Annotated in this window: 21 protein-coding genes; 10 read left to right on the forward strand and 11 right to left on the reverse strand. The window is 50.5% G+C overall.

Features of this window, described 5'->3' with window-relative positions; genetic code table 11:
• Window positions 1-186: 186 nt before the first annotated feature.
• Window positions 187-660, forward strand: a complete 474-nt coding sequence (locus ACKTSF_RS00325; protein WP_407885529.1) for a Rossmann-fold NAD(P)-binding domain-containing protein — start codon at window positions 187-189, stop codon at window positions 658-660.
• A gap of 266 nt (window positions 661-926) precedes the next feature.
• Here ACKTSF_RS00325 and ACKTSF_RS00330 read toward each other — a convergent pair whose 3' ends face one another.
• The 8 genes from ACKTSF_RS00330 to purH form a co-directional block, all read right to left on the reverse strand.
• Window positions 927-2,162 carry an MFS transporter gene (locus tag ACKTSF_RS00330; protein ID WP_407885531.1) on the reverse strand — a complete coding sequence of 412 codons (1,236 nt, stop codon included), beginning with the start codon at window positions 2,160-2,162 and terminating at the stop codon, window positions 927-929.
• A gap of 246 nt (window positions 2,163-2,408) precedes the next feature.
• Window positions 2,409-3,644 (reverse strand): MFS transporter, encoded by a 1,236-nt coding sequence (locus ACKTSF_RS00335; protein ID WP_407885533.1) that lies wholly within the window; start codon window positions 3,642-3,644, stop codon window positions 2,409-2,411.
• Window positions 3,645-4,037: 393 nt separating this feature from the next.
• On the reverse strand, window positions 4,038-4,994 hold the full coding sequence (locus ACKTSF_RS00340) for a Dyp-type peroxidase (RefSeq protein ID WP_407885535.1): 957 nt from the start codon (window positions 4,992-4,994) through the stop codon (window positions 4,038-4,040).
• A gap of 236 nt (window positions 4,995-5,230) precedes the next feature.
• A complete protein-coding gene (locus tag ACKTSF_RS00345; RefSeq protein ID WP_407885537.1) occupies window positions 5,231-6,397 on the reverse strand; it encodes a MalY/PatB family protein in 1,167 nt (388 codons plus the stop codon).
• Window positions 6,397-7,251: a DUF3737 family protein gene (locus ACKTSF_RS00350; RefSeq protein WP_407885539.1), complete on the reverse strand. Its 855-nt coding sequence runs from the start codon at window positions 7,249-7,251 to the stop codon at window positions 6,397-6,399. Before ACKTSF_RS00350 ends, ACKTSF_RS00345 begins: the two co-directional genes overlap by 1 nt.
• A 114-nt stretch (window positions 7,252-7,365) precedes the next feature.
• Window positions 7,366-9,438: a hypothetical protein gene (locus tag ACKTSF_RS00355; RefSeq protein ID WP_407885541.1), complete on the reverse strand. Its 2,073-nt coding sequence runs from the start codon at window positions 9,436-9,438 to the stop codon at window positions 7,366-7,368.
• An 11-nt stretch (window positions 9,439-9,449) separates the two neighbouring features.
• Window positions 9,450-10,472 carry a glycosyltransferase family 2 protein gene (locus tag ACKTSF_RS00360; protein WP_407885543.1) on the reverse strand — a complete coding sequence of 341 codons (1,023 nt, stop codon included), beginning with the start codon at window positions 10,470-10,472 and terminating at the stop codon, window positions 9,450-9,452.
• Window positions 10,473-10,666: 194 nt separating this feature from the next.
• Window positions 10,667-12,199: a bifunctional phosphoribosylaminoimidazolecarboxamide formyltransferase/IMP cyclohydrolase gene (purH, locus tag ACKTSF_RS00365; RefSeq protein ID WP_407885545.1), complete on the reverse strand. Its 1,533-nt coding sequence runs from the start codon at window positions 12,197-12,199 to the stop codon at window positions 10,667-10,669.
• Between the two features lie 599 nt (window positions 12,200-12,798).
• Between purH and ACKTSF_RS00370 the strand changes: the two genes are divergently transcribed.
• The 5 genes from ACKTSF_RS00370 (at window position 12,799) to ACKTSF_RS00390 (ending at window position 18,963) form a co-directional block, all read left to right on the forward strand.
• Window positions 12,799-14,148 carry a GH25 family lysozyme gene (locus ACKTSF_RS00370; RefSeq protein WP_407885547.1) on the forward strand — a complete coding sequence of 450 codons (1,350 nt, stop codon included), beginning with the start codon at window positions 12,799-12,801 and terminating at the stop codon, window positions 14,146-14,148.
• Window positions 14,149-14,171: 23 nt separating this feature from the next.
• The gene (locus ACKTSF_RS00375; RefSeq protein WP_407885549.1) at window positions 14,172-14,819 is read left to right on the forward strand and encodes a hypothetical protein; all 648 of its coding nucleotides are present in this window, start codon (window positions 14,172-14,174) and stop codon (window positions 14,817-14,819) included.
• A 646-nt stretch (window positions 14,820-15,465) separates the two neighbouring features.
• Window positions 15,466-16,641 carry an AI-2E family transporter gene (locus tag ACKTSF_RS00380; RefSeq protein WP_407885551.1) on the forward strand — a complete coding sequence of 392 codons (1,176 nt, stop codon included), beginning with the start codon at window positions 15,466-15,468 and terminating at the stop codon, window positions 16,639-16,641.
• Between the two features lie 180 nt (window positions 16,642-16,821).
• Window positions 16,822-18,291, forward strand: a complete 1,470-nt coding sequence (locus ACKTSF_RS00385; protein ID WP_407885552.1) for an ABC transporter permease — start codon at window positions 16,822-16,824, stop codon at window positions 18,289-18,291.
• Between the two features lie 12 nt (window positions 18,292-18,303).
• A complete protein-coding gene (locus tag ACKTSF_RS00390) occupies window positions 18,304-18,963 on the forward strand; it encodes an ABC transporter ATP-binding protein (RefSeq protein ID WP_407885554.1) in 660 nt (219 codons plus the stop codon).
• A 121-nt stretch (window positions 18,964-19,084) separates the two neighbouring features.
• On the opposite strand, the gene ACKTSF_RS00395 is transcribed toward ACKTSF_RS00390, so the two are convergent.
• From ACKTSF_RS00395 to ACKTSF_RS00405, 3 genes are all read right to left on the reverse strand, one after another.
• Window positions 19,085-19,225 carry a hypothetical protein gene (locus ACKTSF_RS00395; RefSeq protein ID WP_407885556.1) on the reverse strand — a complete coding sequence of 47 codons (141 nt, stop codon included), beginning with the start codon at window positions 19,223-19,225 and terminating at the stop codon, window positions 19,085-19,087.
• A 480-nt stretch (window positions 19,226-19,705) separates the two neighbouring features.
• Entirely contained in the window at window positions 19,706-20,200 is a 495-nt protein-coding gene (locus ACKTSF_RS00400; protein ID WP_407885558.1) for a GNAT family N-acetyltransferase, read from the reverse strand.
• Window positions 20,201-20,215: 15 nt separating this feature from the next.
• Window positions 20,216-20,668 (reverse strand): MarR family winged helix-turn-helix transcriptional regulator, encoded by a 453-nt coding sequence (locus ACKTSF_RS00405; protein WP_407885560.1) that lies wholly within the window; start codon window positions 20,666-20,668, stop codon window positions 20,216-20,218.
• A 146-nt stretch (window positions 20,669-20,814) separates the two neighbouring features.
• On the opposite strand from ACKTSF_RS00405, the gene ACKTSF_RS00410 reads away from it, so the two are divergent.
• From ACKTSF_RS00410 to pnuC, 4 genes are all read left to right on the forward strand, one after another.
• Entirely contained in the window at window positions 20,815-22,209 is a 1,395-nt protein-coding gene (locus tag ACKTSF_RS00410; protein WP_407885562.1) for an FAD-binding oxidoreductase, read from the forward strand.
• Between the two features lie 257 nt (window positions 22,210-22,466).
• Window positions 22,467-24,104, forward strand: coding sequence for an alpha-glucosidase (locus ACKTSF_RS00415; RefSeq protein ID WP_407885564.1), 1,638 nt, complete (start codon window positions 22,467-22,469; stop codon window positions 24,102-24,104).
• 327 nt (window positions 24,105-24,431) lie between these two features.
• A complete protein-coding gene (locus ACKTSF_RS00420) occupies window positions 24,432-24,854 on the forward strand; it encodes a MarR family winged helix-turn-helix transcriptional regulator (RefSeq protein ID WP_407885566.1) in 423 nt (140 codons plus the stop codon).
• Window positions 24,855-25,180: 326 nt separating this feature from the next.
• Window positions 25,181-25,933, forward strand: a complete 753-nt coding sequence (pnuC, locus tag ACKTSF_RS00425; protein ID WP_407885568.1) for a nicotinamide riboside transporter PnuC — start codon at window positions 25,181-25,183, stop codon at window positions 25,931-25,933.
• Window positions 25,934-26,221 lie beyond the last annotated feature (288 nt).

Below are 26,221 nucleotides of genomic sequence, written 5' to 3' on the forward strand. Positions count from 1 at the left end.
TTTTCTCAGTTACCTTCCAATTTAAGCATAACATACTTATTCTGCTTTTTTATAAGAAACGCCTTATTAAACTGGCGGGAAAGGATGCTAGATTCGTGAAATTTTTTTGAAAAAAAGCTTGCCTTCGACCTACTATAACCCCTTATAATCTTATTTATCAGTTAATTTGGAAAGGGAGTTACGAACTTGAAACGAATCTTGATTGCTGGACCCTTAGACGTTACTAGTCAGGCGTTTGTCCGTCAACTCAATGAGAATACAGCACTTGACTTGACGGTTTATACGCCCAGTGACGTGGCCCTACCAGCAGGGATTACTGGCTTCACAGGAGAAGTACTGGACGAGGGCGGCCTAAGCGCTGTCATGCTGGATCAGGACATGGTCGTGGCTTTAGCGCCCACCATTCATTTGACGGAGATTGTCCAAACGGTCATCACTGCGGCTCAAGCGGTAGCGGTACCGCGTGTGCTAGTGCTAGTCAGTCGGACCGATGACATCGAAGACTTACCGGGCGAACTGCGCACGGCCCAACGGACATTACTGGCATCGGGCATTGAATCCGACTTGTTTGAAGGCTTAGGCAGTGTGAGCGCCATGCTGGGTGTGGCGCCAATTGTCGCCGAAGCAGTGCCACTTTTGGATGAACGATTCGCGGGCTAAACGCAAGCTAGACAGCTCTGGCTGCCAGAGAAACGATCTGCCAGCTCGCTTTGAACTTCCAACCTTTAGTTAAATAATTTCAAACGCAAAGGAGCCTGAGACAAAATCCCAGGCTCTTTTTTCGCTCTCCTAAACTATATTGCTGAAACGTGGGCCAGAAGGCAGCTGACTCCGCTTAAACCTGATAGCCAAACAATCCAAACCCGGGATTATTCCGCTATCAGCCTTAATGCTCGCCAGCTAACCGCCTTCTGGCCCACTCTTTACTATTCCGTAGAGGCTTGCGATGAATGGTGCCGAATCTCCGGTGCGAGCCACCAGAGCAAGGCCAGGTTAACCAGCATCAGCAGGGCGGTCGAGAAGAAGACGGCGTTGTAATTAAAGATTCCGGCGAGCCAACCGCCGAGGAGCGCCCCCAGCATGTTTCCGATTGATTGAAACGACTGGTTCCAGCTGAAAACGGTCGAGGTCAGCGTGACGGGGGTGTTCTTCGTCAAGAGAACCTGAATTTCGGGGAAGAGGGCGCCGTCGGAAATCCCAATCATGAATCGTAGAATTCCCAACATCCAGACGCTGGTCACGAAGCCTTGTGGGAAGTACATGAGCGTGGCAAAGATGTAGCCGAAGATCAAGACTTTCCCGGAGCCGTGTTGATCGCCGTAACGACCGAGCCGTGGGGCAGCGATGATGTTGGAGATTCCGGGTAACGCGGCGATGATGCCGGCGATTACGGTGATTGGTCCCACATTGTGCATGAGCTCCTTGACATAGAGACTGATGATCGGCGAGATTGAGGTGTTGCCGAACTGAACGAACATGGTCGAGCAGAGCAACACGATGATTAATTTTAGATTGGGAACCATGGCTAAGCGGCTGTGATGCTGTGCTTGCTTAGACTGTCGGGGTGCCGGCTTGAAGTCTTCCTTGACCAGTACCCAACTTAGGACGAAGGTCACTAAAAGCAAGCTGGCCGTCACGAAGAAGGTCATACGAATGGAAAAGATCTGCGCCAAAACGCCGCCGATGATGGGTCCTAGCAGATTGCCACTGGTTCCACCGGTCGTGAGGGTACTGAGCGCGGCCCCAGAGTATTTTCGCGGCGTCTGAGCGGCAATCAGTGCTTGGGCGTTGGGGATGTAGCCGGCAAAGATCCCTTGTAGGGAACGCAGGGCGACTAGCTGCCAGACGTTGGTCGCCAGGCCCATGAGGCCCATGGCCACGGCAATTCCCAGCGAGGTCCGCAGCAACATGAGCTTACGGCCTTTGCGGTCCGCAACCATGCCCCAGAGCGGCGCAGCGATGGCGCCGACAAAGAAGTCGGCAGCGTAGACGAGCCCGCTGTATATGGTGACTTGAGCCTTAGTGTAGTTGCCCAGGCTACTAACATATAATGATAAAAATGGCATAATTTCACTGAAGGCCATGCCAACGATGAACGAACAGAACCACAGAATGTGGAGGTTCCGACGCCAAGGTTCATGGTCCGTCTCAGTTTCACCCACGATGGGTCAGCTCCTTAACGCAAATAAATTGCGAACATGTCATTAACATACCGCGCAAGCCGCGAAAGGTCAATGTATAACGGGGACTTTTTTGCGCGCGCACGGAATGGCTCGATCGCGAACGTGGCTGGAATGTGACAAGTGACGGCGGTCTTGGCAGATTGTGGCAGTACAGGTGAATAAAAAACGACCAGGATCGAATCCTGGTCGTTTTGTGTGAATGTGATTAAAAAAACTAGATTAATTTTAGTCGTTGGCCACTTGAATCTGTGGCTTCCGGATTTCCGGAACCAACCACCAGACGATTGCGAGGTTGATCAGCATGAGCGCCGCGGTGGAAATGAAGACAGCGTTGTAGTTGAAGACCCCAGCGATCCACCCACCGAGTAGTGAGCCCATCATGTTCCCAATCGACTGGAAGGACTGATTCCAACTGAAGACGGTCGAGGTCAACTCGACCGGTGAGTTCTTGGTCAACAGCGTCTGAATTTCGGGGAAGAGGGCCCCATCGGAAATACCGATCATGAACCGTAAGATCCCGAGCATCCACACGCTGGTGACAAAGCCTTGTGGTACGTACATAATCGTTGCGAAAATGTAGCCAAACAGTAGAACCTTCCCGGACCCGTGGTGGTCGCCGTAACGTCCCAATCGTGGTGCGGCAATGATGTTGGAGATTCCGGGTAGCGCGGCGATGATGCCGGCAACCACTGTAATCGGTCCCACGTTGTGCATGAGCTCTTTGACGTACAGACTAATAATAGGAGAAATTGAAATATTTCCGAATTGAACGATTAGAGTCGATGACAGTAAAACCAAGATTAACTTGGGATTGGGGAAGGCAGCCAGTGGGTTGTGCAGCCGCTTTTGGTTGGGGTCACGAACGACCGGCTTGAACTGTTCTTCTACGAATCCCCAACTCATGAAGAAGGTTAATAAGAGGAGGGCCCCCGTGATAAAGAAGGTCAGACGAATCGAGAAGATCTGCGCCAAGACCCCACCAATGACGGGGCCCAGCAGCATACCGCTGGTTACCCCAGTCATCAGCGTACTGAGGGAGGCCCCGGAGTGTTTCCGTGGCGTCTGTGAGGCCACGAGAGCCTGGGCATTGGAAATGAAGCCGGCGAAGACCCCTTGCAGGGCACGCAAAGCCACCAACTGCCAGACGCTGGTGGCAAACCCCATCAGACTCATGGCCACCGCCATCCCAAGGGATGACCGAAGCAGCATGAGTTTTCGTCCCTTGCGATCGGCAACCATTCCCCAGAGTGGGGAGGCAATTGCGCTGACAAAGAAGTCGGCGGCGTAGACGAGCCCACTATACATAGTGACCTGTGATTTGGTGTAATTCCCCAAACTACTAATATATAACGATAAAAACGGCATGATCTCACTAAAAGCCATACCGGCAACGAACGTACAGAACCAGAGAACACGAAGATTACGGCGCCATGGCCCTTGCTCTCTTTCAGCCTCGTCCAAGATGAGTCAACTCCTCAGTGTCTAGATTGATTGGTGAGATTACCCAAGGTAACGCAAACCAATCGACATTAAAATCTTGATGGCAACCCCACTAACATACCCTCTTAAACGTGAAAGGTCAACGAAGAATGCTTATTTGTATGCGCTCGCAATTGTTTAGTACCATGCGGTAGCCGGAATTTAAAAATATTTGAGAGTGGCTTCAAATCGGAAGAGAACGGGCCACACTGAGGTTTGGCGGATCGTGGGCTTACTAAAAACCCCCGTGCCAGGAGGGCCGAGGGTTGAGTGTGTCAGCTTACAATTGGATTGTATAACGTGGTAAACGGGCAAGTCACTGACAAATGTCCTGTCGGTTATAGCTGACGCTAACAACGGTGGTCTCGTAGCTGCTCATTCAACTGGGAAGAGGTCCCCTTCAGCGATGCGTGCCAGCAATGGTCGGGAGGGAATGAAGAAGGCATTCCCAGTAATTGGCGTGCTGAAGTCGAGCAGTCGATCACTCTGTGTGAACATATTTTCCAGCATTTGCCGTGTCACCGTGAAGTGGCGGGCGTAACCGATGAAGTAGGTACCGGCGATACCCTCGCCAGGCTTGGCGTAAGGGACGTTCATCCGGACAATCTTATGTTCGATACCGTCCGTGTTATCTTGGGAGGCCAGGTTGTGTGCGTTGGCAAGCTTTTCATCATCGTCGAGTTCCCGGTCGGTAAATTTATGCCGGCCGATCGCTTTCTCCTGCTCTTCGGTGTGTAGGGCATTCCAGGCATCCATGTTGTGGGTGTATTTCTGGGCGAAGGCGTAGGCGCCATTGGCAAATTCCGGATCTTCGTCGCCAATCAGGGCGTACTCAGCGGCATCGTTTCCGGCCGGATTCTCCGTGCCATCGATGAAGCCAATGATGGCCCGGCCTTCAAAGTACCGGAAACCATGAGTTTCGTCAACCACGGTTGTCCAGTCACGCAGAAATTCTCGCGCCTGGTCCATGACCTCGAAGACGACCGCCATTTCTTTGGCCCGGACGTGCATGAACAAATCGCCAGCTGTCGCCGGTGCCGTGTAGCGTGGCCCCTTGATTGTTGTGAAATCAACCAATTCCTTGGGTTGACTTGCCGTGGGAAAGAGAAGCCGCCAGGCAGTGGCCCCGAGACCAAAGGCGACCTTGAGTTGCGCATCGGGGTAGCGAATCGCCATACTCCGTTCGATGGCTGCGAGTCGGTCGACGAATTCGGCTAGGGCATCACGGTCCTTAGCGATATTTTCACGATCAATGAGGTAGGTCGTAAATTGAATGTTGTCACCGGCATCGCGGTAGACATCCTGAGCGGCGCTGGGATTAATGGTTGTCATGGTTAAGTCCTCCTTGTAGTGGTCAGCACTATCGTTATCACTAGTATAGCAAGGATGAAGGATAAACCAGTTGGCGGGAACTTGTGAAGTTTGGAGAAAGTTGGCTGGGATAAAAAACGCGTTCAGGATTTTTCCTGAACGCGTTCTCTGTATTTTATATGAGATCGTTGCAACGTGTGCTTTTCGGTAAAGAACCGGTTGCCCTTTGTTGTGACACATCACATCGTTGTCGTTAATTACGCTTTTTGAAAATCAGTCACACCGGCGACTAACCGATCCAAGCCATCTTGAAGTCGCTCAGCTGGGCAGGCAACGTTGATGCGCACGAAGTCATGGCCATCGCCACCGTAGACTGAGCCCGCCGTAATGAAGAGACCGGTAGTCTTGCGAATAAAGTCGCACAGCGCCGTGGAATCCGTGGTGACATCGGTACAATCAATCCACACAAGGTAAGTTGCGTGGCCGGTGACGACGTGAAGCTGAGGCAATTTCTTGGCAATCAGTTTGGTTAAAGCCTGCTTATTCGCGGTAATTTGAGCATTTAGTTCGTGAACCCACTCTGCTCCGGTGGTATAGGCGGCAATACTCCCATCGATGGCGAAGGCGTTGGGCTCAGCCAATTCTTCGGTGTTGATGCCGCGGTCCACAATGTTCCGCATATTTTCATTGGGGATGATCAACGTCGCAGCGTGGAGTGCGGCGACATTGAAGGTCTTACTAGGGGAAACGGCAGTGATGCTGTTGTTAGCGCAAACCTCGTCAGCAGCGGCAAACGGCGTGTACCCATAGCCCGTCTCGGTAATATCTCCGTGAATTTCATCGGCGAAGACGACCACGTGATTGGCTGCGGCCAATTCACCGATCCGCTTCAATTCAGCGGCAGTCCAAATCTTGCCAACTGGGTTGTGCGGGTTACAGAGAATCATCATCGTGGTGAGCGGGTCAGCCATCTTAGCAACCAGGTCGTCCCAGTCGATGTCGTACTGGCCCTCGTGGTACTGTAGGTCGCTTGAAAGGACGTGCCGACCGTTATTAACGATTGAATTATAGAAGATATTGTAGACCGGTGCCTGAACCAGCACGTTGTCGCCGATGTGACTGACGCGACGAACGGCGGATGAGATGGCGGGAACAACACCAGTCACGAAGCGCATCCAGTCGGTATTGGGTGCCCAGTCGTGTTCAGTCGCATACCAGTGTTGGACGGCCTCAAAGTAAGCTTCGGGAACCTCTTCGTAACCGAAGATTCCGGTGTCGGCCTTACGTTTGATGGCGTCAACGATACCGGGTGCGGTGCGGAAGTCCATGTCTGCGACCCACATGGGAAGTTCGTTTGCAGCCACGTCCCATTTGACGGAATTTGTGTGCCGACGGTCAATCATTTCTGAAAAGTTATAACTCATTATGCGGAAGCCTCCTGAGTAGTTGAAATAATGGTCTGGGTTGGGTCAATCGCCGGGTCGTCAAAGATAACCTTGCCGATGGCCGGTGCCGTAATTTTACCATTAATTGGGTTCTTCACGCTATCGATAGTCGTATTGATTGTGGCGTCGATGTCGGAACAATACTCAAAGGAGAGGTCCGTATTGATCAATGAACAGTTGCGCAAGGTCAGGTGGTCAACATAACAGAGACCTTGATCACTTTCCAGCCAACAGTTGACGAAGGTAATATTCTTGGTGTTCCAAGCTAAATATTCGCCAATGATGGTGGAATCATAGACGGTCACGTTGTCACAGTTCCAGAAGGCATCGTGAGTGATGAAGGTTGAGTTGTGGACTTCCACGTTCTTACTCCCATCAAAGGCGTAATTGCCATTGATAGTCAGGTTGTTGGCCACCACGTTCTCACTATTCATACCAAAGTAGTCGCCGGTTGCGGTGACATTGTCGAGGGTGATGTCCTGACACCACCAGAGTGTCTCGCCGGCGTTGGCGAAGGTCACGTCATCCATGTGAATGTCCTGTGCGTGCCGGAAGGTCTTGGTGGCCCGGACGACACTGTGTTTCATGGTTAAATCTTTTGTATACCAGATGCCAGCGTGGGCGTCTGGTTGCCAGGTCGTGTAATCTAGGCTAGCGTGATTGGTATACCACAGTGGATACTTCCATTTGAAAATGGTGTGATCAATGGCAACGTTCTTTGCGTGTTTCAGTGGGGATTCGCCATCGACGAAGGTGCTATTTGTAATGTGGAGGTCGTGACCCTGAAATAGGGCACGTTCGCCAGTTAAAGTTTGTTGGTTGATTTCTTTCAATTTTTTTGGCTCCTTTTAAAAAATACCTTTTACTGGAATTAAATTGGGAATCTTACCCATGTTTCCATTCTAGTACCTTAGAGCCACTCGAAGGCAAGCCATTTGGTTATTTTTTCAAATATGGCGGCGATACCAGTAGAAACGGTCGATGATCACTAACCCCCCAAGCCAGAGGACCCCAATAATCAACCAAAGCTTGCTGGGGGTCAGGATGGGACTCACGCTACGCTGATCGATAAAGAATCGCAGATATTGATGGGGATGGGTCGTGAGTGGTTGGGCCAACAGCGGATAGTTAGCCGGCGCCGTACCGATTTTTTGCGGAGTAACCCTTTTAGCTGTGAGCGTCAGGGTGTAGCGGCCTGCCGGTAATGGCCGTGGTAGGTTCTGTGCCAGACTAACTTTTGCGCCACGCGTCTGCCAGACGAGCTTGCCAGTTGCCGTTCGAAGGGTGATCACACCAGTAAACGAATCACCGTTGTTGATCAGCACGTGATTAAAGGTCAACGATGCTGTGAAGGGTTGCGTCAGTTGTTGGTTTTGCTGAAGTCGGACCTTATGATTCTGGTAGTAGCGGCCCTCGTTTTGACTGATCACGCTGACGGGGTGGTTGCGGGGCTGGGTGACAAGACCGTAATTCTGCCGGGCACCGATCCCCAGAGCAGCGGTGAATCCGATTGCTAAACCGAGGGGCAGCCAGCTTGAGCGTTGCGACCACCGTAGAAGATTCAGCGGTTGCCGGTAACCAGCTGCGGTTCCGGCAATGAGAAGTGGTAAAAGCGGCAGAGCGTAACGTTCCTCTGTTTCCCAGAAGATCACGTGGAAACAGGTCAGACCAATAATGAAAAGTCCGCCCAACAGATACCCGGTGCTGAACTTGCGTCGACGAATCTGCTGAATGCCCCAGCCAAAATTGACGATGAGCAGTGCCAAGTAATTGATTTGACACCAATTGGCAAGGAGCCAGTCAACGGTGTTGCGATGCTGACGGTACCAGATAGGGGCGCGGTCGTAGGCTGGTGAAATTTGGAAGCTATCGAAGGTGCCCGTCGCAAGAAATAACTTGGCCTTGCGATAGAGATGCTGAATGATGCCGCGAGGGCCAAGCTGGTGCAGGTAATCTTTAAAGTCAGTCTTTGCCTGTGCTTGCTTAGTGGTCGCCGTGGGTTGCGCCATAATTAGGCCGACATCGTGACGGTTGTATTGCCCGTAGTATGCGGGATTCCAGCTCATGGCAATCCAACTGGTAGCAGGCAGTGCTTGGCTAGGATTGGACTGATAGCCGGCAGCCTGCTGCACGGTTCGATTGCTTGCCACGCCGCCGGCCAATACTGCCAGCAGGAGAAGGGTCACCCAACCGCGCGTCAAAAATGGCCGGGTCGTGGCGTTCGGTAACAGCCAGATAATCAGTACGGTGGCAATAATTAGGACGATGAAGTTGGCCTTCAATAGGTAGGTCAATGTCAGGATAATTCCGAGCCCTAGCGCCCGAGGGACGGTTTGCTGCCAAGTCTGGGCATGCAAGAGGCCGTGAACGAGGACGATGGTTAAGAGACCCATGGGCAGAACAAACGTGTCACTATAGGTGTTGAGGGCGTAGGCATACAGAGGGACTGTTCCCAGAACGATGCCTAGGAAAAGGTGGCCACGAGCAGGGTTCTTCTTAGTTAGGACCTGCCAGACTGCGAATAAACCGCAGTCGAGCCAGGCAAACTGAACGAGGTTCAACCACACACCGGAGTCACCACCCGTTAGCCAGCGGCCGACCTGAAGTAAGCCGCTTAATAGCAAGGTAAAACTCACGTTGTTTGGATAGGTATAAAAGTAGGAAGCCCAGTGATGACTGCCTGCTAATAAGGAAATGGCCTGTTGATGGACGAAGTATAAATCGGCTCGTGGCGCAGGGATCCAATTGACGGCTACAAAGAGTTGAATCGTCAATAAGAGGGTCCAAAGCGCCAGATTGAGATAGCGATGCTGAGGCTTGCTGAGTCGATGGAACCAACGGAAGGCCAGGCCCACGCCGCCCAGGTAGACACCAGCGCCAAGGATAATGACAAGTGGTGAGAGCCAGTCATGGTCGATCCGAAAGGTTACGGGTACCAGGCTAGCTAAGACACCGGTCAATAGAAACATTAAACTGATGAGGCCACATAAACCAAAGGCAAGCCGCTTTCGAATCGACATGGTAATCCTCCTTACTTAACGGATTGATGGTCGAAATGGAAAGTGGCCATTAGTGGTTTTGTATCGGTAAAACTAGAGGTGTAGGTATCTGTTTGAATGATAAAGCGTGGTCGATGCTTGGCTTCCGTAAAGGTTCGTCCCACATATTCACCAATGATGCTGATCGCGACGAGTTGAAAACCACCCAAGAACCATAGCGAAAGCATGATGGAACTCCACCCCGTGACAACGGCCCCGCGGATATGCTGAATGATGACCCAAAGAAAGACGGCTAAGGCGCCACCACAAATGAGAATGCCAGCATAAAGCACAGCTCTAATGGGAGCAACTGAGAATGATAGTAAGCCATCGAGTGCAAAGCGAATCATCTTGCGCAACGGATACTTGGAAGTTCCAGCCTGTCGTGGTTGCCGTTTATAGTAGACCTTCGTGGTGGGAAAGCCGAGTTGTGGGATGATACCGCGGATAAAGGGACTTGCCTCTTGGTATTGCATTAGTGCAGTGACAGCACGTCTGCTCATGAGCCGAAAATCAGAGTGATTCGGGACGATGTCGACACCCAGTTTCTTCATGAACCAGTAAAAGCTCTGTGCTGTCGTGCGTTTGAACCAAGTATCGGATGAGCGATCGTTACGGACACCATAAACGATGTCAAAGCTGTCGCGGGACTTCGCAACCATATCGAAAATGAGTTGCGGATCATCCTGTAAGTCGGCATCGATTGTAATGATCAGATCTGCATAGTGGTGAGCGACTTGCATGCCGGCCATTAAGGCAGCCTCTTGACCATAGTTGCGGCTAAATTTGAGCCCGGTAAATAGATTGTCGTTCTTTCGTAAGTCTGTAATGAGTCCCCAAGTTTGGTCCTTACTCCCATCATCAACGAACATAATCTTACTGTCAGTCGTGATTTGATGTTGGGTCATTAATTGCTGCATGATATTACGGAGTGTGTCAGCACTTGCTGGCAAAACCGGTTCTTCATTGTAGCAAGGAACGACCAGCGTTAAGCGTGGTGTTTTATTCTTTTCCATTGTCATCATTTCCCCCAAAAAGAATGATAAGTACTTATATTTCTGATTATAAACCGGAATTGGATGGATCATGGGGGTGGGCGCTTAACTTAAGCTACATTTAAGTAACTTTACCAATTGACTATTTTAACAGATGAAAGGCCCCAGTCGTCTATCAGTAGATTGCTGAGGCCCTTTGGAATGAAAGAATTCTTTTAGTGCCTGAAATGGCGGTTCCCGGTGAAAATTAGAGCCACACCCAGTGCGTCAGCCATCGCAATGGATTCTTTATCACGGATACTACCGCCAGGTTCGGCAATAACTTTAATACCGTGCTCGGCGGCATATTTGACACAGTCGTCCATTGGAAAGAAAGCATCGGAAACAAGGACAGCCTGGTCAAATTTTGGCTTGTTTTCGGCCTTACCGACTGCAATCTTCACGGCATCAATCCGATTCATTTGGCCGGGACCAACCCCTAACGTTTGGTCGCTAGTATTGATCAGGATGGCGTTACTTTTGACGAATTTAATGGCCTTGAGGCCAAAGGCAATCGCCGTGAGTTGTTCTGGGGTTGGCTGCGTGTGACTGACGGTTTGGAAATTAGCTGGGTCATCGCGAACGTCGTCACGTTCCTGACGTAGCAGGCCGCCACGGATACTGATGATTTCATCGGATTCTGGAGCCTGAGCGGTGGTGAAGTCCACGGTCATCAAGCGGAGATTCTTCTTTTTGGCCAACAGGTCGTATGCATCGTCATCAAAGGCGGGCGCGATGATGATTTCCAAGAAGAGTTGGTGCATCTTCGTGGCGGTGGCGAGGTCGACCGGACGATTCAAGACAATGATACCGCCGAAAATCGACATAGAATCGGCCGCGTAACATTTGTCCCAAGCCCGCTCGAGGATAGGGTCAGAGCCGATGCCGCACGGGTTCATGTGCTTCAGCGCAACCACGGACGGTTGCGTGGAAAACTCGCGGATTAGTCCCAGCGCGGCGTCGGCGTCCTTAATGTTGTTGAAGGAAAGCGGTTTGCCATGCAGTTGCTTGGCAGCTGCAATTGAAAATGGTACGGGCTGATAATCGGTGTAAAAGGTCGCCGTCTGCTGGGGGTTTTCCCCGTAACGAAGCGCCTGTTTGCGTTGATAAGTCAATGTCAGGGTATCCGGCTTGGCTTCGTCGGTCAGGTAGTTGGCGATAACGGCATCGTAGTGAGCAGTATGGTGAAAGACCTTGGCCGCTAGATGTTTGCGGAAGCGCATGTCATCACTGTGGGCATCGAGGGCTAAGCTGACCTGATCGTAATCGGCCACGTCGCACACGACCAAGACATCACGGTAGTTCTTAGCCGCCGCCCGAATCAAAGAGGGGCCACCAATGTCAATCTGTTCAACGGCGGCTGCTAAGGTGACCTCGGGATCACTAATGGTCTGTGCAAAGGGATAGAGGTTCACACAAACCAAGTCGATCGGCGTGATGTCGTGATCAACAAGTGTTTGCAGGTGGTCGGGGTCTTCACGTCGCGCAAGAATACCGCCAAAGACTCGAGGATTCAGCGTCTTGACTCGACCGTCTAGCATCTCGGGAAAGTGCGTCACGTCTTCGATCGGTGTAACGGCAATGCCGGCCGCGTTAAGCGCAGTCTGGGTGCCACCGGTTGAGACAATTTCAAAGTGGTGGGCAATTAAGTTTTGGGCAAATTCAACAATTCCCGTTTTATCGGAAACACTAAGCAAAGCACGGCGCATAAGCGAGACCTCCTAGAGCAATTTAAGTTAGTCCCATCATACGTGATTTTTTGTGAACAATCAACGGGAATAAAATATAAATATTCGTATATTACGTCTAAAACGGAGAAGCAAATGTGTCTAGCAATGATAGCCTATAAATGCCTATTCTGCCATGAAACGTTAACTACCACAACAAACTAATCGATTATGTCAGGAACCGCACGGTATTAAAATGTTTATTAAAACCGAACTTTATCCGAAACTAGGCATCTTGACAAGATCCCGTGTCACTTTCCAGCTTTAGACGTTTTCAATTTCCTTCTCATGTAGGAGATTTGTCGAACATAGCGGTTGAGAATACCAATGGTTTTACAACGAATAAGTGTTGGCTATCGTTGATTTAACGGCGTTTCTGTAATAAATATAATTGTAAAATCCAGTAATAAAATTGCAATCCCGTTGTTATCGAATGCACATTTTCTTCGGTTACTGTTAGTAAGGACCTAAAAAACAAGGTGGTGAGCAGTAAGCAAAGAGGAGTAGTAGCGCGGGGGAAATTGGACGCTGAATGTTAAGGGAGTAGGGCACACCAAATTTTAAGTTGGGAAGTGTCAAGTATGTCGAACAAGCATCGTTGGGCCAAACGGTTAGCGCAGTTGGTTGTGGCCGCTAGTGCCTTGATTGGGATAGCATGGGGCGAGCAGACTGTTGCCAATGCCAGTACGTTAGCCATTCCGGATATTTCCGAGTGGCAAGGAAAGTTAACCGCGAGTCAGGTTTCAAATTTGAAGAGTCAGGTCTCGTTTGTCATTAACCGGCGGCAGTATGGATCGTCCTATCAAGATCTTTACGCCACCAATAATACGGCGCTGTACGTGAAGTATGGCATTCCTTTCGGGGAATATGACTACGCCCGGTTTACCAGCGCAGCTAGTGCCAAGCAAGAAGCTGAGGACTTCTACAATCGATCGAACAAGAGCGCCGCGTTCTACGCGTTGGATTTTGAAGAGGACGATGTCACTTCTGGGACAACCAACGCTGCCGTCAAGGCGTGGTACGATGAAATGCGGTCGTTGACGGGTAAAAACTTAGTCTTCTACTCCTATCAATCGTTTGCCACGACCTATGCTAGCACCGCACGGACGAGCTTCGACGCTCAGTGGATCGCTAACTATTCGGCAACGCCAACAATCTCTTATGCATTGTGGCAGTATACGGATAATAACTACCTTTCAGCGCTGAATGAGTACACTGATAATAGCCAGGCAGTTACCTCGGTTCACCCCATTAGCTGGTGGACGGATAGTGTCTCGACGGCGTTATCGAGTGTGACTTACGCGTATAGTGGGTATAAAGCGGGTCAGCATATTTACCTACATAGTAATGCATCGAAATATGCAGACGGTACCGCAATTGCCAGTTCTGACCGGCAGAAGTTTTACGAGATCTCTAAGGTCAAAAGCCTGACTCAGTCGAAGTCCAAACAGGCGCTGTACATTAGTTCTCTGGGTAAGTGGGTGCTCTCACAAGACGGAACCGGGTACTTCGTGGGTCAACACGGATCTTATACGTTGACACACAAGTTGAATGTTTACTCAGATTCTGGACTCACCAAGAAGACCGGAAGTTACTATGTATCTGGTGATACGGTAGCCGGGAAGCTGGTCAAGGCGCCAAGTGGCAGCTCCTATCGGGTCAAGACCAAGTTGGGTTACATGTCTGCCAACGTGCAGTTTATGACGCCGGCCTACTATGAATCTCTGAGCGCCGCCAAGACGGTTACGACTAAGCAGAAACTCTACGAATACAAGAAGTCTTCGTTTGCCAAGGCCAGTCGTTCAACGGCTGTTGCCAAAGGAACCAAGCTGACAGTGACGGCCGTTAAGAAGCGGTCTACTGGGTCACGATATTTCGTCTTGAGTAACGGCAAGTTCATCACGGCTTTGAAGAGCTACGTGACAGAATAATCTGAGAAAGAAGCTGAAAAAATATGCAACGGAAAACAAAGATCATTATCGCGGTTACGGCAGCTTTGGCAGTTATCACGTTGGGATCTGGGACGGTCCTCGAGATGCACGCGGCCAATGATGTCAGCAGCGTGAGCCAGACGACGGCGCCCAGCACGGTGACCGCCGATAGTTCGAAATTAACCGCCGATAGTACCAGTGGCACGAAGCAGGACTACACGGTTAAATACACTGATAAAAGTACAGGCAACCAATCTGCTACCCTTCAAAAGAAGACGTACGGGTCCACCAGCAGTGCTGAGAACCAAGTGGATTACGTGGGTACCAATACCGAAGGCGTCACAGTCAAGCTGAATGGGAGCACGACCGCAGTTGTTCAGGGCGTCATGGGACATACCTACGTTCACTGGAACAAGGGTGATTGGTCGGTTACGGCGGTTGCCAGCAACGCCGACGAGACGGGCACACCTACCCAATTTGCTAAGCAAGTCAACAAGCAGATTACGGCGTCCAGCCTACCAAAGTCTGCCGATACCGGTGCAATTACGGTTTACAGTGGCACGGAAAAGGACGAAGCGAATTCAGTCAGTTGGCAGAATGGCAAGCAGCTTTACACAGTCAGCGGCAAGACCGCTGCTGGTACCGTTAAGTTAGCTCAGAATACAGACTAGCGGAAAGCATCTCGTCTTGCCAGATCGTGCAAATAAAACGGAATGCGGTGGACGGACATCTGGAGCCACAGAACGGTCGCTAGACTTGTTTTGAATCTCCAAAATCGACTTTCAAAGTCACCAATTCGCTAAGCAACCAAGCTACCAAGATAATTCCCACGGTTGAGTTTAGTTGCACGATGCACACGGCTAACGTGGATGTAAGCTACAGGTTCGAGTTCGTTTCTGACAGAGACGTCTAATCAGGTTTAAAAAGGTTGTCTGCCCGTAAAAATGGGGGAAGACAACCTTTTAATTTCTAATCAATCAGGAAGTAGCCAGGTTTGGTAAAAATTATAGTGAACAACGGTCGTAGCCGCAGGCAGTCAGGGATGGCGCCAGCCGTGACGACGGTGTTAGACCGGGCGATTGTTTTTCCCCGGTCTTACAGCGTGGGACGCGTTTGGAAACTCGCATGAATTTCGCGAGGTTTCAAACCGAGTCGGAAGCCCGTTCTTTGGCTGCAGACGGTCCCCACAGCGGCAGAATTCCTGACTGCCGGAGGCGACCTAGTTCACAACTTTTACCAAAACCCAAGCGTCCGGACTAGTCAACGACGCCGTTACGCCGTACACTAGGAGAGAAGCAACATCAGGGAGGGGTCAGCTTGAAAAATTTGCGTCAACCGGAATCGGGATTTTCCTGGTTCTACCAACGTTTCTTGAACAATCACATCACGATTTTGCTATTGAATATTTTTCTTTTATTGTTAGTTATTAACGAGATTGTTCAAAATGCTGGATTGTTGGATCCGATTTGGAAATTTGCCAGTATTACCATGCCAGCCATCGTGGTGGCGGGGATTCTGTTTTATGTGTTGGATCCGTTCGTCCACTTGATGGAGCGGCGACTACATATTCGTCAGGGATTGGCGATCACGATTGCCATGTTGGTGGCCGTTGGCGCTATCGTCCTAGTATTCCTCAATTTGATTCCGTTTCTCGCCAAACAGGCGGCCGGGGCTGTGAGTACACTACCTCAGGTGGCCAATGATATTTTGACGCGGCTGAATCACCTCAATCAGGTGCACCACTGGATCTCTAGCGATAATCTCAACGAGGTCAATCAGCGGGTCACCACATACTTCTCCAAACGTGGCCTGAATCTGTTAACCGGGACGTTGACGTCGATTGGCAACGTTGTGACGACCGTCAGCGACTGGATTATCACAATTATTACGGCGCCGCTGGTCCTGTTCTTCATGCTGAAGGACGGTTCGCGGTTTCCCCATTACGTGAGTCAGGTTGTCCCCACGGCTTATCGGGAACGCTTTATAGTGATGTTGGATCAGATGAACGTCAAAGTAAGTTCCTACGTCCGCGGGCAATTGACGGTAGCGTTGTGCGTGTTGATCATCTTCACCACGGGTTATTCTATCATTGGTTTGCGCTACGCCCTGTTGATTGGGCTATTGGCGGGCCCACTTAACCTGATTCCCTACTTTGGGTCGGCTATCGCACTGATTCCAGCGTTGATTATCGGGGCCATTACGAGCCCGTCGATGTTGCTGGGGGTTGTGATCGTCTACCTCATTGAATGGGTCTTGGAAACTCAGGTTCTGTCCCCCCTCATCATGGGGAACAGCTTGGCCATGCACCCGATTACCATCGTCTTCGTGCTGTTAGCGGCTGGGAAGATGTTTGGATTAGTCGGTGTGATCTTCGGGGTGCCCGGATTCGCCGTGTTAAAGGTACTGGTGACCACCGCATTTCAGTGGTATCAGGAGTATTCGGCGCTTTATCCCGACGTCTTCCCACCGGAGGATAAGCTGGGCGAGCCTTAACGGTTTATTAACGTCATCATTAACAAGTGAGTTAGCTGAAAACGGCGGTATCCTGCGGGATGCTGCCGCTTTTTTGTTGGGTTAGCGATGGTGACTAACGGTGGAAAACGCGGTGCTTTAGGTTTGCGATAAGCCAGATTTGCCATAATCAGGACATGTTATGAAATGGAGGCGACTCGAATGAATTTTTTCAAACGGGCCTGGTTAAATGTGTGGGCGAAGAAGGGCCGGTCAGTCTTACTGATCCTGGTCTCGTCCGCCATTTTAATGTTTGTGTTAGCGGGTCTATTGATTAGAAGTGCGGCAGTCAAGGCAACAGAGACCGCCAAGACTGATGCTGGGGCAACGATGACGCTGTCGGCCAATCGACAGGCGGCATTTAAGAAGATGCAGAGCAGCAGTAGTTCCAGCAGCTTCTCGAAGTCCAGTCGGCCTAAGCTGACGTTGACACCGGTCAAGTTGAGTGATGCTGAAAGTATCGCGAAGCTCAGCAATATCAAGAGTTACAACGTGACCAGCAGTACCACGGCAAATGCCAAATCCTACGACACGGTCTCGACCAGTACGGGGATAGGCGGCAGCAGTGGTGGTCCCGGTGGCATGAAGTCCACGAGCAGTTCATCTGGTGACACTCAGATCGATGGGGTCACCTCAACGGCGCTGACGACGGACTTTACCGACAGTCAGAGTAAGATTACCAAAGGGCGCGGTATCAAGGCGTCTGACAAAGGTACCAACAATGTCGTGATTGAAAAAGAACTGGCGAGTCAAAATAACTTGACGGTCGGCGACACGATGACGATCAAAGAAACGACGGGTTCTAAGAGTACGCTCAAGGTAAAAGTTGTGGGAATCTACAAGGCTAGCTCGACCAGTTCAGCCAGTGCGGGACCAATGAGTACCGATCCTTCCAACACAATTTATGCATCGTATACGCTGGCCAATACGATCAAGGGCAGCAAGTATGCTGGGACGGCAGATTCCGTAACGTTTAACGTTACGAATCCGGCCAAAGCTAGTGCGACCAAGAAAGCCGGTAACAAGCTGATCAGTAGTAAGTATTCTCTGAGCACCGATGATTCTAGTTACCAATCGATTAAGGCGTCGATGAATAATGTGGAAGGCTTTGCCAATAAGATTGTGTGGCTAGTAGCGATTGCCGGCACAATTATTCTGGCCCTGATCGTTATCCTGATGATTCGCGAACGGCGATTTGAAATCGGTGTGTTGCTGTCTCTGGGCGAAGCACGGTGGAAGATCGTGGCGCAATTCTTTACGGAAATGCTGATGGTTATTGTGATTGCTCTAGCCATCGCGGGCGTTGGTGGAAAATTCGTGGGGAATCAGTTGGGTTCGCAACTGGTCTCACAGAGTACAACCACGCAAACGACCAGTAGTAGCACGTCGGGTCAACCTAGTGGCAGCGGTCAACCTGGCGGGAGTGGTGGTAGCGGTATGCGCGGTGGGGCCGGTGGTCCTGGCAGCACGACGGCCAGCACCAAGACGAAGAATCCTGATCTAGAAATTAGCGTGAGTGCCGTCGACCTGGCGGAACTGGGTGGCTTTGGTTTGGCCATTACGTTCCTGTCAATTATGATCGCCTCTGGTGGTATTCTCAGACTGGAGCCGAAGAAAGTACTGATTTCCTAAGGAGGGACGCAGATGTTAAGAACTGAAGGCCTGGGTTATTGGTACCAGGATAAAGAACAACCGCTGTTTCAAGATATCAATCTCGAATTTGAAGAGGGGCAATCTTACGCAATTCTGGGTCACAGTGGGACTGGGAAGACCACGTTTCTCTCACTAATTGCTGGGCTGGATAAGCCGCGGGAAGGCGATATTTTTCTCAACGACCGCTCCCTCAAACAGATTGGCCTCACGAATTACCGGCGCCATGACGTGGCCATCGTGTTTCAGGCGTACAACCTGTTTAACTATATGTCCCCGTTGAACAATCTGCTGACAGCAATGGCCATCACTAATGCCAGCCATGCCGGGGATAAAGGCTATGCGCAGCGGGTGCTCAACGACCTGGGTATTGGGGATGACCTCATTACCAGAAATGTTCAACGGCTCTCCGGTGGGCAGCAGCAACGGGTTGCCATTGCCCGGACCATGTGCTGTGATGCCAAGCTCGTCGTGGCCGATGAACCGACTGGTAATCTGGACGAGGATAACACCAAGGATGTGATCGATCAGTTCCAACGGATCGCTCACGAACAGCAGAAATGTGTGATCATTGTGACCCACGAACCGGATGTGGCGGCGCGGTGTGATCACCAGTATCGCTTGGAAAATAAACAGTTTGTGCAGTTGGCCTAAATGGTTTGAGTAGCCCGGCTAATTGACTTACTGAGGGTTGAAAGGTCTAAAATACCCATCATGACTGTTGCAACAACGATAGTGAGACCAAAATTAGGCAGCGTCGTCTAAACCAGCCGGCTTACCGTTCACCAAATTTAGGCTGGAACGCTGTGGGTAGGACGCCGCCAGCCTGAGAAGCGGTCTGCCAGCTCGCTTTGAACCGCCCAACCCGCGTTTCAAAGTCGCCATTTCCCAAGCTAACCCACTTGGAAAATCCCACGGCTGAGCCTAAATTTGGCTCACTCGCGCCTACGTAGACAGTGACCAACTATCGTGGACTAACGTTGCCAGTCCGGCGATTGTCACGGAAATGTCAGGTTAAGGAACAAATCATAACCGGAGGCGGCCAGAGATGTAGGTAGCTGTGTCGACGGTGTAAGCTGGGAACCAGCTTACACCGTGGGACGTGTTTGGAGACTGACGATTTATGTCAGGCTTCAAACCGAGCCGGAGGACCGTTTCTCAGGCCGCAGGCGGTCCCCACAGCAGCCGGAATTTCTGGCAGCCGCAGGTGGTAATTTTCGACTAATTTTGTGGATTGAATCCCTGTTAGCTGGGCCTTTCTGGGTGCGTTGGGGCTTTCAACCTTCAATTGATTTTAAAAAAATGAATTAACGGATTGAAAAAAGGTCTGGAATTTTTTCCAGGCCTTTTCGTATGAACCGATTTTGGGTAAAGCGTAAGCTAGCCCGGAACAAGACTACAGTGACTTTTCCATTAAGTAGTCGGTCTGATGGTCATCACCCAGGTCGAATGCGTGGGCCCCGTAACGGTGATAGCCCATGAATTTGTAAAAGGCCAGGGCGTTGGTATTGTGTTCCCAGACGCCCAGAATGACCTTGGGAAGTCCGGCATCCCGAGCAACCTGTTCGGTGAATTCAAGGAATTTGCGACCGAGACCGTGATGCTGAAAGTCTTCGCGTACGTAGACGCGTTGAATTTCGAGATCGGTCGCGTGGTAAACGAGCTTGCCATAGCCCGCGAGTTCGCCGGCGACTTGGAGAAAATAGAATTTGGCGGCCGGGTCAGTGAGTTCCTGACCGAGTTGCTCGCGGCTAAGGTCGTGTGCCAGATAAGCGCGTAAGTTCTCAGGCGTATTAACGGCGCCAAAGGTTGTGGTGAAGGTTTCAATGCTGACGTTTCGGAGTTGTTCCAGGTCAGGGGATGTTGCGGGAATAATGGTGGTGTTTTTCATTGGTTGAAGGTCCTTTCAGTAGTTCCGGTGTTCGCCGTGTTTCACTTTAACCCAATCGGCGTTAATATTGGCTTCCACCCGTTTCAGATAGTTGGCAAGTTGGTCGCGTTCGGCAGGCGTGAAGCCTTGAAGGGCGGTGTTGTTGGAATAGGCATTTTCCCGTTTGATTGTGGGGTAGAGGACCTGGCCCTTCGCCGTGAGAAAAATCTGCTTTTGTTTCTTGTCGGTTGGGCTGGGGCGGCGTTCCAGAATGCCGTTCTTTTCCAACTTCTGAATAGCGCGTGCCGCGGTGGTCTTGTCGACGTGGACAATGACGGCGAGACGTTCCAGAATAATTCCCGGAGATTCGGCGACACGAACCAGGTAGAGGTACTGGCCGCGATTCAGGTTAAGCGCCTTGAATTCAATGTTGCTGATGCCATCGAGAGCCCGGGCAACGGTGCCGATGGGGCGTAAGATTTCTGCCAAGCTGGTTCACCTCGTTTCGTGGTAAAAATCAGTATATAACGATTTGGTTGTAATTGCAACAAAATTCAAGCTATTGGAGAAGTAATCGCGTTGAATTCCTGTTAGAATGACCAGTGAGCAATTCAAAAATAAAAGAGGTCTTTGTGATGACAGTGTTTAGTGCCTATTCTGACGGTGAGATTCTGGATTATTTAAAGTCTCAAGTAAAGACGGGAACGGTTGCCACGGATGAGGCGACGTTGCGGAAGCAATCCTTCAATCCCAATGCAACCGGTGGTGAAACAGGTTTAGCGCGGGCATTCGTCGAAGTTGCTAACGTTGACGATATTCAGGGTGTCTTGCGGACGGCGCGGAAGTTCCACATCGCCGTGATCCCCCAAACCACCTTTAGTAGTACGGTGATTGGATCCGATGGGCTGACTGGGGCAATTATTTTGTCCACGCGTAAGATGAATCAGATCCTGGAAATCAGCAAGGAAGATTCCGTAGCCGTTGTTGAGCCCGGGGTCGTCAATGGTGATCTGGATAAGGAAGCGCGCAAGCAGGGCCTGTTCTATGCCCCAGATCCAGGATCTAAGCCGTTCTCATCAATTGGTGGGAATGTCTCTACCAATGCAGGTGGGATGAGCACTGTACGTTACGGCGCGACCAAGGATAACGTGCTGGGCTTGAAGGCCGTGCTGGCCGATGGTCGGGTGGTCAAGCTTGGAGGTCGGACGTTGAAGCAGGCCTTTGGGTATGACCTGACGCAACTCTTTGTGGGTTCCGAGGGAACTTTGGGTATCATCTACGAAGTGACTGTAAAATTAATGCCGATTCCGTTGGGACAATCCGTCATGGGCGTGGCGTTCTTCAACGATATGACTGCGCTGGCTCAAGGCGTGACGGCCATTCGAATGTCCGGGGTCTATCCAACGATGCTGGAAGCCCTGGATGGCAATACCGTCGTGGCACTGGATAAATACGAAAAGACCCACTATGCTGAAAACAGCGGTGCCATGTTGATCTTCCGACTAGAGGGTGGCAGTCCTGAGAACGTTCAGGTCGTGCGCAATCTGCTGGATAAGTACCACGGACAAAACGTCACGGTTACCACGGATGAAACGGAACAGGCTGACCTGGAACGGTTGCGTCGGGATATGTTGCCTGCCGTCTTTGCCGGGCGGAATCACCTGATGGAAGACATGGCGATGCCGCTGTCTAAGCTGGCCCCCATGATGGATTACCTGCAGGATCTTGGGAAGAAACTGGGTATTACCATCTATACGGCCGGTCATGCTGGAGATGGTAACGTGCACCCGACCTTCGTCTGGGATAAGGATGTCGATGAAGTTCCAGAAGTCATTATTGAGGCGTTGCGGCAGACCTTTTGGAAGACGCTGGAACTCGGGGGGACAATCTCTGGGGAACACGCCGTGGGAATGCTGAAAAACCAGTGGAACAACCCCGAATTGGGTGAGACAGTCGATCAGCTCCAACATCAGATCAAGACACTTTTTGACCCAATGAACCTATTGAATCCTAAACGTAAGATTGATTAACGTCACGTTGACTGCCTGAGCGACGGCCGTTGGTACTCGGAATGTCGGGAACAGATGGTTAACCAATAATCAAACTTGAAAATTGCGTCCGGTCACCGATCGAAATGTTCGGGGACCGGACTTTTTTAAAGATAGGCATAAAACTTGCAAAAGAGGCCGACAAACCGGATAATTATTGTTACAATGAAAGCGAATGCAGGATTGGTATTCCCCGATAACAATCGGTTGCACAGTTCAGGAATGGAAGGAAGAAAGTCATGGGCGACACACAGTGGTGGCAACACGCAGTCGGATATCAGATTTATCCGCAGAGCTTCTTAGATACGAATAACGATGGTATCGGAGATCTTGCTGGTATTCAGCAACAGATTGACTACCTGAAAACCTTGCGGGTCGACTTTGTCTGGGTCTCTTCATTCTACCCATCAGGTGACGTGGATAATGGCTATGACGTGGTGAAATACCGCGGCGTGGCGCCACAGTTTGGAACATTAGCCGACTTTGACCAGTTGGTTGAGGCGCTCCATGCGGCCGATATTAAGATTGTAATCGACCTAGCGCTCAACCACACGTCGAGTGAGCATCCCTGGTTTCAGGCGGCTTTGGCCGACCCGACCAGTGCTTACCACGACTACTATATCTGGCAACCGACAACAGCGGACGTGGCACCAAATAACTGGGAGTCCGTCTTCGGTGGCTCGGCATGGACCTACCATGCCGCAAGTCAGGCGGCATACTTGCATACGTTTGCTCGGAAACAGCCTGACCTGAATTGGGAAAATCCAGCTGTTCGCCATGAAATGAGTGACATCATTCAGTGGTGGGCCGACCGGGGAGTCGATGGCTTCCGTTTGGATGGCGTCACCCATTTGAAGAAACAAGCTGATTTTGCCGATGTGGCCGTACCACGGACGGGTTATTACCGGGATCTTGCGGGGGTCGCCGCCTACTTGGCAGACCTGAAACCAGTCCTGCAACGCAATCATTTGTTTACCATTGGTGAGGCGGGCGGCATCGATATGCCGACGGCACAGCGTTGGCTGGATCCTGACACGGGGTTCTTTGACCTCCTGTTGGAATTTGACCATGTGCATTACTGGGAGAATGCGGAACCAAAGCTACCGATTGCTGCCTTGCGCCAGAACCTGACGCGCTGGCAGTTGGCACTGGCCGACAAGGGATGGAACGCGTTGTTCATTGAAAATCATGATTTACCCCGCGCTGTTTCATACTATGGGAACCCGGTGGATTATCGCCGTCGTTCCGCGAAGGCCTTGGGATTGTGGTACTTGTTGATGAAGGGAACGCCGTTTATCTATCAGGGACAGGAATTGGGCTTACCCAACGCTCGGTTCGACAGCATCGAGGACTACCGTGACCTAGATAGTCGTCTGTATTACCGGCGTCAGCGAGCCAAGGGTGTTTCAGAATCAAAGATTTTGACGCAACTGGCAGCCAAGAGCCGGGACAATGCGCGGACGCCGTTTCCATGGAATGATGAACCGAACGGTGGCTTTTCCGACCATCAGCCGTGGATTCAACCGACGCCAGTGGTGGAACGAATCAACGTGGAACGTGAAAGCCATGATCCATACTCGGTCTTCACGTTCTACCGCCAATTGATTCAGCTGAAAAAGACGGTACCAACCCTACAAAAGGGTCGTTATGAATTGATCGATACTAAAGACGACCAATTATACGTTTATCGCCGAACCTATAATGGTGATAATTGGTTGATCGTCGTGAATATGAGTAATGCTGCTGCAACCACTCAGGAGTTTGATTTAAATCCGAGCGAGCTGATCGTCACCAATATGCGGGTAGACGCGCCCTCGGACGAAACGCAGATTCAACCGTGGGAAGCACGGTTGTACCATTTACGAAAACTAGAGTGAGATTGAAAGCGGGGCGGTCCGGGTGAAAACGCGGCCGCCTTTTTTGTACAGTCGATTATGCAGCGTATTATAGCTGTTAATAGTTAGCCAAAATCATAATCGGAGTAGTTTAAACCATAAACTTTTTGACAAATTAGTGAAATCCTATTGCATTTCACTAGATTGTTCTTTATTATTAAATGTATAGATATTTCTATGGGGTCAACCATTTTGCGTATTGCTAATCGTGTTAATTATCTTAGCGGTTAGTAAGTAAAAGATAAGGATATGATGAATACTATGGCAAAGAGTAAGGTCGTACATGCGGAAAGTTTTTTCGAATCTTACATGGAATTAAAGCGAGAGTTAGAGAAATCGGCAACGCGGTTCCAACGAGCTATGGGGATTTCGGTGGATCAGTATGCGATTCTGCACCATATTTTAGAGAATCCAGGCAAGCTGACGTCAGCCACCGTTGCTGATAGTAGAGGCATCTCACGTGCGGCAGTTTCCCGTGGGATTTCACAGTTAATTCGGCGCGGTTACGTGCTGCAAAGCTATCAGAGCTCAGACCGCCGAGTGCGGCCGTTGTCATTGACCACGAGTGGTGAAGAGCTGGAGATGGCCTGCCATGAGCTACTGGTGAAGTCAGCTAAAATTATGAGTGGCGTTGCCCTTAATGCAGACGGCAGTCAGCTGACAGTGGGTGAACTGACCCAGATGTTGGCTGCTGCTACTGCACAATTAACGCCAGAATCACCGGAATCATAAAGTATTTTAAAATTTCCCTTAACCGGATCAGTCGTTCACGACTGGTCTTTTTTATTTGCACATTTTCCCTCAAACTATAAAATGTGTGCAATGCTGATGGGCTATCGGATTTTGTTTCACAGGGCGACTGACGGGTGTGTAACCGCTTTCTATTGCCGATAAGGTCATGAAACAAATTTGAATTTTCACCAGTTGGTAAGAAAATTGCGTGCTATAATCAAACCTGTTGTTCAAAAAGAACAACACAATATATTGTGTGATGTAGCCACCTCGCCGGCGAGATTGATACTATATGTGGTTAATAAATTATGAGGGAGCACATTAACATGAAGCATTATATTCAATTTTTATCTCACCAACTTAAGGGCTGGCCTCAGCAGAATTATTATTTGTTCTTTTTTAGCCTTGGCTGTCAGGTCATGACCTTGGTTAGCCAGCAGATTACGCTACTGACAGTGCTGACGTTCATTGGGACCACACTGGGTGTGCTATGTGTTCTGGCCATCAATGCGGCAAAGTCAGTTAACGGCTGGCTGGGTGTTCTTTCCGCTATTTGTTTCATCGTGACGGGATTTGCTGCCAAGAACTACCTCAGTATCTTCGAACAGTTGTCTTATGTGGTTACCTTGGATATTCCAGTGTTGTTGAGTGCAAGTTGGAACGTTAATATGGCCGCTAAGATTCGGAAGTTTACGGGAAAGAGCTGGGCAATTGCCTTAATTTCTACGGTTGCCGTTTACTTGATTTCTGGCTGGGCGATTGGAGCCTTTACGGATGATCCGCGGCCGTGGGTCGATGCCATCAGTTTTGCAATTAGCTTAACGGCAGGCATTATCTGTTTCTTACGTTTCAACAATCAGTATATCTGGTGGATTGCTTCTGGGTTGGCCCAAATGGTCTTATGGTTCATTTCGTTCCGGCAAGGTTCCGCCACGCTGGCCATGTTTATCAATAGTTCCGTTTACCTGATCAACGACGTGCTGGCTTTTACCGTTTCACCTTGGTACAACCAGAAGGAACGGGCACGGGTTATCAAGCAAGAGACGGCTTACGCTGCCAATCTAGAGAGTACCGACTAAGTTAAGGTTTAGTGACCAAAGGTTGAAAGCCAAAATACTCATCTTACTCTTGCGACCATAGGAATTGTCACCGCTAAATTAGTGACAAGGGTCGCACTCCGGCGGCCAGGGATTCCGCTTGCTGTGGGGAACGCCTCCAGCCAAAAGACGGGCTTCCAGCTCGCCTGAAAGCCGCCAAGTTCAGGCGTCTCTCAGGTCGTCCCACGATGTAAGCCGAAAAAAGCGCCGACTAACATCGTCGACACGGCTAGCTCCATCCCTGGCCGCCTCCGGTTCTGATTGTACACG

The organism is Levilactobacillus muriae (assembly GCF_045862015.1).
Lineage (GTDB): Bacteria > Bacillota > Bacilli > Lactobacillales > Lactobacillaceae > Levilactobacillus > Levilactobacillus muriae.

Bases quoted from the DNA above. Each gene is read 5' to 3' on its own strand.
- ACKTSF_RS00410 (WP_407885562.1), top strand. From the start codon at position 20,815: ATGACAGTGTTTAGTGCCTATTCTGACGGTGAGATTCTGGATTATTTA.
- ACKTSF_RS00385 (WP_407885552.1), top strand. From the start codon at position 16,822: ATGAATTTTTTCAAACGGGCCTGGTTAAATGTGTGGGCGAAGAAGGGC.
- purH (WP_407885545.1), bottom strand. From the start codon at position 12,199: ATGCGCCGTGCTTTGCTTAGTGTTTCCGATAAAACGGGAATTGTTGAA.
- ACKTSF_RS00360 (WP_407885543.1), bottom strand. From the start codon at position 10,472: ATGGAAAAGAATAAAACACCACGCTTAACGCTGGTCGTTCCTTGCTAC.
- ACKTSF_RS00345 (WP_407885537.1), bottom strand. From the start codon at position 6,397: ATGAGTTATAACTTTTCAGAAATGATTGACCGTCGGCACACAAATTCC.
- ACKTSF_RS00375 (WP_407885549.1), top strand. From the start codon at position 14,172: ATGCAACGGAAAACAAAGATCATTATCGCGGTTACGGCAGCTTTGGCA.
- ACKTSF_RS00340 (WP_407885535.1), bottom strand. From the start codon at position 4,994: ATGACAACCATTAATCCCAGCGCCGCTCAGGATGTCTACCGCGATGCC.
- ACKTSF_RS00420 (WP_407885566.1), top strand. From the start codon at position 24,432: ATGGAATTAAAGCGAGAGTTAGAGAAATCGGCAACGCGGTTCCAACGA.
- ACKTSF_RS00390 (WP_407885554.1), top strand. From the start codon at position 18,304: ATGTTAAGAACTGAAGGCCTGGGTTATTGGTACCAGGATAAAGAACAA.
- ACKTSF_RS00415 (WP_407885564.1), top strand. From the start codon at position 22,467: ATGGGCGACACACAGTGGTGGCAACACGCAGTCGGATATCAGATTTAT.
- ACKTSF_RS00355 (WP_407885541.1), bottom strand. From the start codon at position 9,438: ATGTCGATTCGAAAGCGGCTTGCCTTTGGTTTATGTGGCCTCATCAGT.
- ACKTSF_RS00370 (WP_407885547.1), top strand. From the start codon at position 12,799: ATGTCGAACAAGCATCGTTGGGCCAAACGGTTAGCGCAGTTGGTTGTG.
- pnuC (WP_407885568.1), top strand. From the start codon at position 25,181: ATGAAGCATTATATTCAATTTTTATCTCACCAACTTAAGGGCTGGCCT.
- ACKTSF_RS00400 (WP_407885558.1), bottom strand. From the start codon at position 20,200: ATGAAAAACACCACCATTATTCCCGCAACATCCCCTGACCTGGAACAA.